Origin of the sequence: Mammaliicoccus sp. O-M54, from assembly GCF_022386035.1 — a bacterium.
Classification (GTDB): Bacteria; Bacillota; Bacilli; order Staphylococcales; family Staphylococcaceae; genus Mammaliicoccus; species Mammaliicoccus sciuri_A.
On the sequence record NZ_JAJNJE010000005.1, the window covers coordinates 170,855 to 184,076 of the forward strand.

A 13,222-nucleotide genomic window follows, 5' to 3' on the forward strand; every position below is an offset into this window, starting at 1 on the left:
GGAGACGCCTTATGGATATTTATTTAACTTTGAAATCTATGATTAGTCTTTTTTAATACCGAATTCATCAACTAATTTAACTGTTCTTTGTTCACCTTTACTAATATCGCCATGTAATTGATAAATTTTAACGACTAATTTACCTTCAGATACATCATAAACTGAGAAGTTCTGATCAGATGAATCTCGATTATTTTCATGACTATCATTAAAAGCATCTGTCTTATGAGGTTGCTCTCCTATCGCAAACAAACTATTATAATGATCTAATTGTTCTTGAGTTAAATCTTCTAACTCTGGTCTAACTTTCTTAATATGTTCTAAAGGACGGTCATATATACTGTCATACGCTTTTGTACCACCTGTATTAGGCAGTACGTAGACTGAACCTTCTGGATTGTCATAGTAAGTAATGTTATCTTGACCTCTAATTTGTTTGGCATCTTCTTTCTTAGCATTTACAAAGCTATTTTTAGTCGATGTATGTTCTAGTGGTTTCGTACGAGAAAGCACATGATCATGACCTTGTAACACTAAATCCACATCTAAATCATCAATTTGTTGAGTCAGTTCGTCACGTATTTTAGCAACATCTTCATCTGATACTGCATGATACGATTTAGAATACATTGGTTTATGCAGATTTAAGATAACCCATTTAGAGCCATTCTTTCTTGCATCTTTAATATCTTGTTTAATCCATTCCATTTGTTCTTTGCCAATTGCTTTTTCTTCAGGATTATCTTTAGATTTCTTATTATCATTCGTATTAGCGACAACCATATGTGCACCATTATAATCAAACGAATAATAAGATCCGCCATTGACCGCATTGTTTTCTTTAGGCACATTGACGTGTTCGTTATACTTTGTCAGTAATTTTTCATCATCTTCACTTAACGCATATTCGTCATGGTTACCTGGTGCAGAAGCTACAGGTAGTGACATAAATGATGGACGTGATTGATCATATAAATCTAACCACTCGTCTTCAATTTCTGCAGTTTCTACAAAGTCTCCTGTGTGTAATGCGAAGTTTGGATTGCCTGCTGTTTGAATGGCATTGCTTAACGTATCTGCTCCAAATTGTGCTTCATTTCTTACGTGTTCATTCCAATAAGCATTTTGTGTATCTGTATACTGTACGAATTGGAAAGGATCGCCGTTGTTGCCAGAAGTCTTAAATTGTCCAACTTCACTTTGAGGACCACTTGCACTACCTACGCGATAATAATATGTAGTATTCGGCTTTAATCCCGTTGCTTTCGCTTTATAATTATATTCAGGAACTGTCATTAGTTCAGACTTCCCATGTTTATCACCGCGCGTCCATTCAGCACCTTGTGCATGTTCATCTGTATAATATCCATTTATTTTCTCTTTACCTTGAGCATCTTTTACAGGTTCACCTTCGTCATCTTTTTCTACATCCGCAAAGATGAAATTGCCGTTCTTATCTCGTTCAACATATTTAGAATCCACTTGTTTAGAAGTTGCATCAAACGCTTGTGCATCATCAAATTGACCCGTCTCTGACACCCAAACTTTAGCATCATTAAATTGATCTGTCGTATACCAATTAAAAGCCATTTCTGTTTTCGTATCACCATTAAAATTCGTAATAATACGATTCGGTTGATTTTTCTTAGGTACAGGCGCTACCTCCGGCTTCTGTGACATCACTTTAATATCCGAATGAGCTTGTTGATTCACAACAGACGAATCACCAGAACCACCAGCACCACTCGCTTCAACCGTACCAGTTGTCGAAATCCCTAATAATAACATCATACATGCCGTACCACTAATGAATCTCTTTGCTATTGACTGATTATACATGTACACTTCCTCCTAATTAACCCTATAGTGATTTAAAAAGCAATCTATTAAGAAGTGTATCAATCATATTTTAACCCTATGTAAAGATAGTATGAGTATTGTATGAATGTAATATGAAGGGATGAGTTAGGCAAAAGTACACCAGTCAATATTAATGAATCTATAATGTAAAATTGGTAAAATCATTACATAAATAGAGTACATATAATAATCATTTGGAGGTTGTATATTTCATAAAAATCTTAGTTTTATTATAAGGAGGGTTTATTCTTGATTAAAGCAATAGCGGTTGATATGGATGGGACTTTTTTGAATTCAGAAGGTTCTTATGATAAAGATTTATTTAAAGATGTATTCTCGTATTTAAAATCACAAAACATAAAATTTATCGTAGCGAGTGGTAATCAATATTATCAACTTAGAAGTTTTTTCCCAGGGGAAGATAAATATATTTCTTACATAGCAGAGAATGGTGCTATATACGCTGATTATAATCATATTACCAATGTCGCAGAATTTGACGAACAATTATTAATGAATATCTTGGATGAATTAAGTAAGCATAATATTGAGTTTGTTTTGTGTGGTGTAAACAGTGCTTATATTTTAAGTAACTCAAATGATGCTTTTAAATCTGATATGTCAAAATATTATTATGAACTTAAAGAAGTGGATCATTTAAAAGACTTGCCTGAAGATAAGTTTGTTAAATTGGCTTTATCCGTTTATGATAATGGCCACGAATTTAGAGACTTATTAAATAAAAAGTATGGAGACCAAATTGTAGCCGTTTCTAGTGGGCATCATAATATTGATATTATTCTTAAAGGTGTTAATAAAGGTAGTACGCTTAATAGTTTATTGAAAGAATTAGGATTAACTCGAGAAGAACTGATGGCTTTTGGTGACGCTGGAAATGATAAAGAAATGTTGGAGTTGGCAAATTATAGTTATGCAATGAAGAATGCCAGTGAGGATATTAAATCAATCACAAAAGAAATTGCGCCATCTAATGATGAAAATGGTGTCTTGTTAACAATTAAAAAAGCACTAAACATATAATTCAAAAATTGATACAAAGGGAGATTATTATGAAAATAGAACATGTAGCATTGTGGGCAGACGATATTGATAAACTGAAAGATTTTTATATAAAGTATTTTAATGTAACGAGTAGTGAATTATATTTCAATGAAAAAACGAAATTCAAATCATACTTTTTGCATTTTGAAGAAGGTAGTCGCTTAGAAATAATGAATAAACCATTTTTAAAAGGTCATTTAGGAGATGGTAAAGGCTATGCTCATATCGCTATTTCAGTTGGTGATAGAGAAGCGGTTGATAGCTTTGCTCAGCAATTTAGCCAAGATGGATATCCATTGTTAAGTGGTCCAAGAGTTACAGGTGATGGTTATTATGAAGCGGTCATTCAAGATCCAGAAGGAAACTTACTTGAGTTGACAACTTATTAATAACTTAGCCTATAAAATAACAAAAAAGAAGCTCAACTCGAGCTTCTTTTTTTATATTACTTTATTTTTTTAATAGTTCTTTTTTAAATGTTTCTGCTTGTTTCTCTACTGAGATTAAATCTCCGTATAATGCTTCATTACTTGTGTAGTAAATGACGTTATTGTTTTTAACTGCTTTATTATTTTTCCAGATAGTTGAATTTGTAAATTCATTATTTGGTTTTTTACCGTCTTTTGTTGGAATAAATAAGTAGTCTCCTGAATAATCGTTAAATTTTTCTTGAGGTACTTTCATGAATTTTTCTTTTGGCATTGCTTTTTTAGCTTCTGGATCTTCTTTTAATTTGAAACCATCGAATAGTGCGTCACTACCTCTACCGAATCTTGCGCCGAACTGATAAATATCTTTAGCTTGTACGTCCATAATTGAAGCTGTTTTATCTGCTCCGATATGTTTTTTAATTTCTTTACCGTCTTTTAGTAGTTTATCTGATAGTTCGTCTGCTTGTTTTTTAGCTTTTTCTTCTTTGTTCACTAATTTACCGTATTCGATATGAGTTTGTTTATAATCTGTGTCTTGTACTTTTAGTGATACAGTTGGTGCTATTTTTGAAAGTTTATTATTATTTTTATTTTCTTTATACGTTACGATTAAATCTGGTTTAAGCTTCGCTGCCGCTTCAACATCTTCTGGATCTATTTTCTTAACATCTTTCATATCTAAATATTTAGAATCTGGGAATACACTTGTGATTGCTACTGGTTCTACACCTAATTTTTTCAAGTTACCATAGTTAGCTGTCAGTAATAGAATACGCTTTGGATTTTTAGGAATTTTTACTTTTTCGCCGCCTTCAGTCGTAAATGTTCGTTCTTTACTGTCACTTTTACTACTTGATGCTTCGTTCTTATTACCACATGCTGCTAACAATAACGCTAAACATAATACAAAACTTAATAATTTTTTCATTTCTACACCTCATATATTATTTTAAAACGATGGAATTAACGTATCTTCATGTTTTTCTTTTAGATATTTTTTAACTGCATCACTTTTCATAACTTTGTGCAATTCTTTAATCTTTTCTGAGTCTTTATTATCTTCTCTTGCAACGAGTTGAATTGAGAAACGTGAATCAATATTTTTCTCTAAGAACAATGCGTCAGCAGGTTTTAAGCCAATTTTAGAAATATAAGTTGGATAGTTATAGACAAGTGATACATCTTTTTCACTGTACGTTTCTGCTAAGTTCAGTAAGTCTACTTTCAACCATTTGAAATCTTTAGGATTTTCGACAATATCTTTCGTAGTGCCATTTACACCAACGCCGTCTTTCAATTTAATAAGACCTTGTTCTTCTAGAATCGCTAATGCTCTACCTTCATTTGAAATATCATTTGGTATTGCTACTTTTGTACCTTTTGGAATGTCATTGATGTCTTTATATTTTTTAGAATAAAAACCAACTTTTGCATCATAAATCGGTTGAATTGCGACTAAATTTGCTTTACGTTCTGAGTTGTATTTTTCCATAAATGGTTTATGCTGTGCGAAGCTTGCATCCGCTTCTTTACTACTTACCATATCGTTATAAGCAACGTTGTCATTCACTTGGACAAGTTTAATTTCCCAGCCGTCCTTTTTAGCTTCTTTTGCTGCTTGTTTAACGACGTCTGTCATTGGTGGTGCTTGAGAAGCTACTTTAATGACTTTGTCTTCATTATCTTTTTTATTCGCGCCACAGCCTGCGATGATAATGCTTAACATTAATAACATAACAAATAAACTTTTTTTCATTTCTACACTACTTTCTTTTATCTATTTTTTGAGCTATAAAGTTTCCTAACATTTGTATGATAAATACACTGATAATGATGATGATGATTGAGAAATACATGATTTCATTTTCATAACTTTGGTAACCGTATCTGATTGCGAAATCACCTATTCCACCACCGCCAACAATACCCATGACTGTTGAATAAGACACCATGCTTACTGTCGTCGTTGTATATGCCAATATAATGCCGCTACGTGATTCAACTAATATGAAATTCCAAATATATTTATATGTTGTGGCACCTAGAGATTCTGCTAAGACTTTAATATCACCAGGAATATCTAATAATACTTGCTCAACCAATCTTGAAAATATCGCAATACCTACAATACTTAAAGGGATAATCGATGGGTACGGGCCAAATGCACTTCCTAAAATCATACGTGTAAGTGGGATTAAACTGATTACAAATAGTAAGTACGGGAATGAACGTATAAATGTAATCAAGAAATTAAATGACCAATAATAATTGATATTTAAAGCTTTAATACTTGGGTTTGATAAAAATAATGCGATGCCTAGAGGTAGTCCAACTAGTAAAGTGATGAGCATTGAATAACCTAACATGATGCATGTTTCTTGTAAGGACTGAATCAATTCTGGTAAGTAGTAATTTATCTTCTCTAAAAATGTCATTCTTCTAAACTCTGCCTAACATTCTCTAAATAAGAATTCGTGTTTCTTTCTACACTTACTACTTTATTATCCATAACCTCTAACAATTGACCGTCCTCCATAACACATACTTTTTCACATAATTGTTTAACAACGCTCAATTCATGCGTCACAAAAATAATCGTAATGTTATATGCTTTATTCACTTTCTTCAACATCTTAATGATGATTTCCGTGTTATGTTCATCTAAACTACTTGTCGCCTCATCACACAATAAAATATCCGGGTTTCTCACGAGCGCTCTTGCTAATGCAACACGTTGTTTCTCACCACCGGATAATTGTGCTGGATAATAATCCTTTTTATCATTTAACCCTACAAACCCTATTAATTCATCTACTTTTGCATTATCTTGCTGATTAATAATTTTTAAAGGCAAAGCGATATTTTGCTGAACGTTAAGGTTATTCAACAAATTATAATTTTGAAATACCATGCCTATTTTTTCTTTATACTTCCTTACAACACGCTTTGATAATGCTTCTGTGTCTTTCCCGTCAAAAACAATGCGCCCTTCTGTTGGTTGTTCTATTAAATTCAATAATCTCAGTAATGTCGACTTTCCCGAACCACTTTTTCCGACAATACCTGTAACAGATCCTGGTTCTATCGTTAAAGAAAAATCTTTTATAGCAAAATTGTCATTATATTTTTTTGAAACATGTTCTAATTTATACAACTTTATACTCCTGTAAAATTATTTTAAAAAGGAAATCTATTTTCATTATCTAATAATTGAAATCGATAATCAATATCAATTAATACATTTAAGTATTCTTTCTTTCACAACAATGTAAAAAGTTGAGTCCTTTCAACCTTATCTAGTATGATAGACTTGTAATGAAGATATCTTTTCTAAAAGGAGCGAAAGTAAAATGAACGAAGCAGCAAAAACATTAGATGGTTGGTACAGCTTACATTTATTTTATGCAATTGATTGGGCAAGCTTAAAAACTGTACCTGAAGAAGATCGAAACACAATGATCAGCGAATTCAAGACTTTCCTTGAAGCGTTGGAAACAGTTCATAATAATAAAGAAGGTTCTCATGCTTTCTATAACATAACAGGCCAAAAAGCAGATTTAATGTTATGGTTCTTAAGACCAGACGTTAAACAATTAAATGCCTTAGAAAATGAATTTAACAAGTTAGATATTAGCGACTTCTTAATTCCAACATATTCATACGTATCAATCGTAGAACTTTCAAACTATCTTGCAGGTGACTCTAACGAAGATCCATACGAAAATCCACATGTTAAAGCAAGATTATATCCAGAAGTACCACGTTCACAGTACGTATGTTTCTACCCAATGGATAAAAGACGTGACGGCGAAGACAACTGGTATATGTTAGATATGGATCATAGACGTAGCTTAATGCGCTCACACGGTTTAATCGGACGTAGTTATGCAGGTAAAGTAAAACAATTTATTACAGGTTCAGTAGGACTAGACGATTACGAATGGGGCGTAACATTATTCAGTGATGACATGTTACAATTCAAGAAATTAATCTATGAAATGCGTTTCGACGAAGTATCAGCAAGATATGGTGACTTCGGAGCATTCTACGTAGGTAATATATTAAACATTGATGAATTAGATACATTCTTTAAATTGAAATAATATAGAAAGAGCCTGGAACTGAGTGAAGTTCCAGGCTCTTCATATTTTAAGTGCTAAAGATGTTGATTTCCAGGCCGATAATTTTATTTATCGGCCTGGAAATTCCGTTTTCGGGTCGATATTTATTTTTATCGGCCTGGTAATCCTGTTTTCGGGTCGATATTTTTATTTATCGGCCTGGAAACCCTGTTTTCGGGTCGATATTTTATTTTATCGACCTGGAAATCTCGTTTTCGGGTCGATAATTATTTTTATCGGTCCATATTACTCGTTTCTAGACCGGTAAATTTTTTTATCGGTCCGTATTTCTCATTTCTGGACCGGTAAATTTTTTTATCGGTCCATATTTCTCGTTTCTGGACCGGTAAATTTTTTTATCGGTCCATATTTCTCATTTCTGGACCGGTAAATTTTTTTATCGGTCCATATTTCTTATTTCTAGACCGATAATTTTCCGTAACGGTCCAGAATATTAATTAAGGCTGGGACATAATATAATATCCCAGCCTCAATCTCATTGCCAACTATATTTAACTAAATATATTGATGAATAATGTAACAATTGGTACGCCTAGTAAATCTATTAGGAAGGCGCCAACTACTGGGACTACTAAATATGCTTTTGGTGATGCACCGAATTTTTTAGTTATAACATCTAAGTTAGCCATGGCATTTGGTGTTGCGCCTAGTCCATGTCCGATAAATCCACCTATCATAACTGCTGCATCATAATTTTTACCTAGTCCTCTAAACACGACAAATACTGAGAATAGTACGATAAATACAATTTGTACTAATACAATAATTGTTAACGGTAGTGCCAACTGATAAATTTCTGTTAATTTAATACTCATTAACGCGATTGATAAGAATAAACTTAATGAAACATCACTTACTTGGTTTGTAATTTTCATATCAATGATGTTTAAGTTTCCGTAATCAGAGATGTTTCTTATGATAACTGCGACAAACATTGCCCCAACATAAACCGGAATATTAATTCCTGTTAAATTCGTAAATCCATCTCCAATATATGTACCAATCGCCATACATACTGCAATAATTGTAAATTGAACAATAAATACTGTTGTAGGGTTCATTCTACTATGTAAGTTCTCGTTATATCCCACTTCACTAAAATCAATACCTGTATCTTTAGCATCTCCAGGTTTCAAATCGAACTTTTTAATTAAATATCGAACCACAGGGCCACCTATTAATCCACCTGCAACAAGTCCTAATGTCGCTGCAGCAAGTGCCGCTGTTACCGCAGAGTCTACACCTAATGATTCTAAAGTCTTACCGTATGCCGCTGCATTACCATGACCACCTTCCATGGACATTGATCCAGCAGTTAAGCCAAGTAGTGGTGGTATATTTAACACTTTAGATAATGAAACACCAATTACATTTTGACAAAATGCTAAAATTCCGCAAAAAATAAAATATAAAATCAGTACTTTTCCACCAAGTTTTAATAATTTTAATGACGCACCTAAACCTATTGTTGTAAAGAATGCCAACATAAAGAAGTCCTGTAGAAAATCAGAATCTAATTTAATAGTAATGACATTTAATGATTGTAAAATAGCAACTACAATAGCAAATAACAAGCCACCTATAACAGGTGCAGGAATACATAGACGTCTCAATATAGAAACTTTATTTACAATACCCTCACCTAATAAAAGTAAGACACATGCTATAGCTAAAGTTGTGACAGCATCAAACTGTAACATTATCGTTCCCCCTAAAACCTTATATTTTTATCTAGAAATCGTTTTCAAACACTGATGAACATTATACCTATCTCAAGTAAATAATGCTACCTTCTATAAATGAGAAATAAAATAAATTCACAAAAAGATTATTATACAAATTTCTTTTATTAAAAAATAAGTGTAAAATATTCACATAGTTATATATCTAAAGAATTAGAAAAACGATAGAAATTCATTTTAATTTTGAATTTCTACCGTTTATTGTTTTCAACACCAATTATTTACGTCTCTTTATCTTATTAATCAAATTTTACTTTCTTTGCTATTTGATGTAATAAATTTCTTTGCTATTTTGAAGTCTCCTAAATATGGTTCATAAATACCATTAACTTTTTGATATGGATCAGCACCTTTGCCAGCAATAATTAGAACTTGATTGTCTTTTAAACTTGCTATAGCTTTTTGAATGGCTTGCTCACGATCAATAATAATTTCAATCTTTGATTTATCTTCTATATAACTTGCAATTTCATTACAAATTTCCATAGGTGATTCAAAATCCGGATCATCTGCAGTTAAAAATACATGATCTGCATATAAATTGAGTAGACTTCCAAATTCCTTCCTTCGTGATTCAGCCTTATTTCCTGTACTACCAATCAAAATATTTACCTTTGAATTAAGATGCTTTTGTTTAACTAATGAAATTAAATTATCTAGACTCACATAATTATGAGCATAATCAACATAAATATATTTATTATCGAAAGTAATATTTTCCATTCTTCCGGGTATTCTAATATTTTTTATAATATCTTTAAAATTAACATCTCCATCAAATTCAGATTGAATTAGCGATATAGCACTAAACACATTATAAATATTAAAATCTCCCAATAACGAAATATTCAAGTTGTCTAAAACAGATTTATTTATATTATTAGTTATAGAAAATGAGAAATCATTTCTAATATTTAAATAAAAATCTGCTTTTTCATTTTCAGAAGAAAAATTTAAAATAGGTTTTCTCTCTTCATTACAAATTTCCTCAATAATTTTATATACTGAACTATCATAATTCGCAATTACTTTCTTTGAATTGTGTATTAATTGTAATTTGCATGATAGGTAATCCTCAAAATCTGGATGTTCAACCGGACTTATATGGTCAGGCGTAATATTCAGAAAAACTCCTATATCAAATTTTAAATTATATAGTCTATTTTTTTTATATCCTTGAGAGGACGCCTCCATCACTAAGTGAGTTATTCCTTTTTGAGTAGATTCATGCATCATTTTATATAAATCTAAAGACTCTGGCGTAGAATTATATGATTTAACGTATGTAATGCCATCTATTGAATTTTCCATAGTCGTATACATAGCAACTTTATTTTCACAATAAATATGATCTAATAATTTTTTTGTAAAATATGCCGTAGTAGTTTTCCCCTTAGTTCCTGTATAGCAATATATAGATAATTTATTTTGAGGATAATTATAGAATTCCATTGCAATAACAGCCATCGCTTTTTGAATATCATTAACTATGATTCCCTCAGTAAATTCATTATCTATACTTGAATGATAGCTAGTTTCAGAAATATAAGTATGTACACCATTATTTATTGCTTCTCGTAAATAATCATATTTAAAAGTATTCCCTTTGCAAAAAAACAAGGTGTTCCCTTTTATATCTTTAGAATTATATGAAATGTGATCATACAATTTATTATCTTGATGCTTATAGTAATACATTCCATTTTTAACAATCACTTTTAATAAATTATGTTCTTTTAACACATTTAAGATTCTAATAGTATCTATACTTAGCAATTTTATCACCTTTAATATATTAATTTTATTAGTGTTAATATCAATTTTAAATTTCTAACTAAATTAATCTTCGGTCTATTTACTTTAGAAGACATTAATTTTTATAGCTCGTAGTATCTATATGATTTATATAATCTCTACTTTATCTATTACTTATTCACATTTTATTACATAATATCATTTTAAATTTAACAATAACTAGTTATATTTACAATCTATTACTTTTTAACATAAAAATGGTAGCATTGATAAAAAAAGAGAATAAGCAACGTTAAATTGCTTATTCTCTAATATTTTATTTTTTCACTTCTGTTTTGGCTTCCAAATCTATCATTTCTTCTTTTGTCTTATCTAATACTAAATAGTTTAACTCATCGTTCGTCATTTTCTTAAGTGATGGATATCTTATCATAAAGAATACAATACCTAGCACTAACCAAATGAACAACGCGATATAAGATGGTAATGATAAACTTGCTGGTGATCCTGGGATAAGTAATAAACCTAAGAATATACCAGCGATAATTGCACCGATAATCGCAAATGTTTTGTATTTTGGATGATACATCATGCTTCGTTTATCGTATGAAAATAGTTTAAATGCTGATAAACATGTTATGAAATAAGCGATTGAAACACCTGTTGATGACATATCTACAATCCATGTTAATGCTGTTCTACCTAACCATGGTGCAGCGAGTGCCATTACTAATATAAATATAATACTCACATACGGTGTATTATATTTTGGGTGTAACTTTTTAAAGACGCTTGGCATAACAGATGCTCTACCCATAGAGAATAACAATCTACTCGAACTCATAAAGAATCCGTTCAATCCTGTGAATATCCCCATCAATATTGCGACGATTAATACTGCTAAACCAACAAACGAGAAGGCTTCTTGAACGACTGAACCTGTCACCCATAAATCTCCACCTACAGATGATGCATCTTTAAACAACCAACTTGTTAAAAGTATCATCATCACATACGTAAGCGCTGAAGCAATCAAACTAAATACGATTAACTTGAACGTCTTACTTGGTGAAAAGTTAAATTCTTCTGCGGTTTGCGGAATATTATCAAAGCCTACATATGCCCATGGTGCAACTGCCAGAATTACAACGATTGAGGCAAGCCATCCCATGTCATTATTGACAACAGGCTTAAGATTTGAGAATGAAAAATCATGCGTGAAAAATGATCCTGCAAATAAAAGTATAACAACAACTGCTAATACCACACAGAATATATATTGCAGACTTCCTGAAAAACTAGAACCTTTTATACTTATCCAAGCAAATATTAACAATATAAGTGAAGATAGTATAATTTCAGTTATGTACACATCCCAACCTGCTACTGTATATAATTTACCTTGTTCTAAAAATCCCGGCATAATAAATTTAAAAAGCAAACTAAATGCTGAGGCGTTTAAAGCAACGATACAAATATATCCAAAAGTTAAAAACCATGATGAGAAGAATGATACATATTTACCGAATCCTAAGTATCCGAATGCAAAAGCACCACCTGATACTGGGAACTTTTCAACTAATGCACCGTAACTAACGGCAATAACAATCATCAATAATGCCCCGATAAATATACCGATTGAAGCGCCTAATGGTCCAGCCTGACTAATCCAGTCACCTGGTAGTATAAATGCACCCCAACCTATACTTGAGCCGTAAGCAATGGCCCACACAAATTTTTCTGATAAGTTCTGATCTAAATTTCCTCTTGATAAATCTTTCTTTTTCCTAGCCATACATGTTCCACCCTTATTTTTTTAAATTTCGTGAAACGTAATTAACCTTTAATTAAATTTTCCAAACAGCAATTACGAGTAATAACCAACTTGCTATAAATAACACGCCGCCAATTGGTGTAATAGCGCCAAGTATTTTAATTTGAGTTACAGCAAGTATATATAATGAACCACTAAAGAATACTATGCCAAACGTCATTAACCATCCAGCTACGTTTAAACTGATAGATGTTGTGCCCGAAATAATACCAATTAAAATTAAACCGAGTGCATGATACATTTGGTATGTTGTTGCTTTACCCCATATATCTAAGTATTTAGCCGATAATTTATTTTCTAAACCATGTGCCCCAAATGCACCTGCTGCTACAGCGATCATTGCATTAATTGCACCTATTATAATAAATAATTTCATTTGTTATCTTCCTTTCTTAT

12 protein-coding genes are annotated in these 13,222 nt (G+C 31.7%); 3 read left to right on the forward strand and 9 right to left on the reverse strand.

What is annotated here, in order from left to right; translation table 11 throughout:
• Positions 1-42: 42 nt before the first annotated feature.
• Complete coding sequence (locus tag LQ673_RS10240; RefSeq protein ID WP_191836688.1) at positions 43-1,839, reverse strand: purple acid phosphatase family protein; 1,797 nt, start codon at positions 1,837-1,839, stop codon at positions 43-45.
• A 270-nt stretch (positions 1,840-2,109) separates the two neighbouring features.
• On the opposite strand from LQ673_RS10240, the gene LQ673_RS10245 reads away from it, so the two are divergent.
• Both LQ673_RS10245 and LQ673_RS10250 read left to right on the forward strand, forming a co-directional pair.
• A complete protein-coding gene (locus LQ673_RS10245; protein WP_191836689.1) occupies positions 2,110-2,901 on the forward strand; it encodes a Cof-type HAD-IIB family hydrolase in 792 nt (263 codons plus the stop codon).
• Positions 2,902-2,930: 29 nt separating this feature from the next.
• Positions 2,931-3,311 carry a VOC family protein gene (locus LQ673_RS10250; RefSeq protein WP_107576876.1) on the forward strand — a complete coding sequence of 127 codons (381 nt, stop codon included), beginning with the start codon at positions 2,931-2,933 and terminating at the stop codon, positions 3,309-3,311.
• 61 nt (positions 3,312-3,372) lie between these two features.
• Here the strand turns inward: LQ673_RS10250 and LQ673_RS10255 are convergent, their stop codons facing one another.
• From LQ673_RS10255 to LQ673_RS10270, 4 genes are read right to left on the reverse strand one after another with little or no spacing between them, the layout of a single operon-like run.
• Positions 3,373-4,281, reverse strand: coding sequence for an ABC transporter substrate-binding protein (locus tag LQ673_RS10255; protein ID WP_159316116.1), 909 nt, complete (start codon positions 4,279-4,281; stop codon positions 3,373-3,375).
• A 21-nt stretch (positions 4,282-4,302) separates the two neighbouring features.
• Positions 4,303-5,109, reverse strand: coding sequence for a MetQ/NlpA family ABC transporter substrate-binding protein (locus LQ673_RS10260; protein ID WP_037589949.1), 807 nt, complete (start codon positions 5,107-5,109; stop codon positions 4,303-4,305).
• A gap of 7 nt (positions 5,110-5,116) precedes the next feature.
• The gene (gene emtB, locus LQ673_RS10265; protein WP_037589948.1) at positions 5,117-5,788 is read right to left on the reverse strand and encodes a metal ABC transporter permease EmtB; all 672 of its coding nucleotides are present in this window, start codon (positions 5,786-5,788) and stop codon (positions 5,117-5,119) included.
• Positions 5,785-6,507 (reverse strand): ATP-binding cassette domain-containing protein, encoded by a 723-nt coding sequence (locus tag LQ673_RS10270; protein ID WP_126476309.1) that lies wholly within the window; start codon positions 6,505-6,507, stop codon positions 5,785-5,787. The genes emtB and LQ673_RS10270 overlap by 4 nt, the downstream gene beginning before the upstream one ends.
• A 196-nt stretch (positions 6,508-6,703) precedes the next feature.
• Between LQ673_RS10270 and hemQ the strand changes: the two genes are divergently transcribed.
• Positions 6,704-7,456, forward strand: a complete 753-nt coding sequence (gene hemQ, locus LQ673_RS10275; protein WP_107576874.1) for a hydrogen peroxide-dependent heme synthase — start codon at positions 6,704-6,706, stop codon at positions 7,454-7,456.
• A gap of 530 nt (positions 7,457-7,986) precedes the next feature.
• Here hemQ and gltS read toward each other — a convergent pair.
• The 4 genes from gltS to LQ673_RS10295 all read right to left on the reverse strand — a co-directional run bounded on the left by gltS (position 7,987) and on the right by LQ673_RS10295 (position 13,202).
• A complete protein-coding gene (gene gltS, locus LQ673_RS10280) occupies positions 7,987-9,195 on the reverse strand; it encodes a sodium/glutamate symporter (protein ID WP_107576873.1) in 1,209 nt (402 codons plus the stop codon).
• Between the two features lie 285 nt (positions 9,196-9,480).
• Entirely contained in the window at positions 9,481-10,980 is a 1,500-nt protein-coding gene (murE, locus tag LQ673_RS10285) for a UDP-N-acetylmuramyl-tripeptide synthetase (RefSeq protein ID WP_191836690.1), read from the reverse strand.
• Between the two features lie 328 nt (positions 10,981-11,308).
• Positions 11,309-12,787, reverse strand: coding sequence for an APC family permease (locus tag LQ673_RS10290; protein WP_037589944.1), 1,479 nt, complete (start codon positions 12,785-12,787; stop codon positions 11,309-11,311).
• A gap of 52 nt (positions 12,788-12,839) precedes the next feature.
• A complete protein-coding gene (locus tag LQ673_RS10295; protein ID WP_025904893.1) occupies positions 12,840-13,202 on the reverse strand; it encodes a DUF423 domain-containing protein in 363 nt (120 codons plus the stop codon).
• Positions 13,203-13,222: the final 20 nt, after the last annotated feature.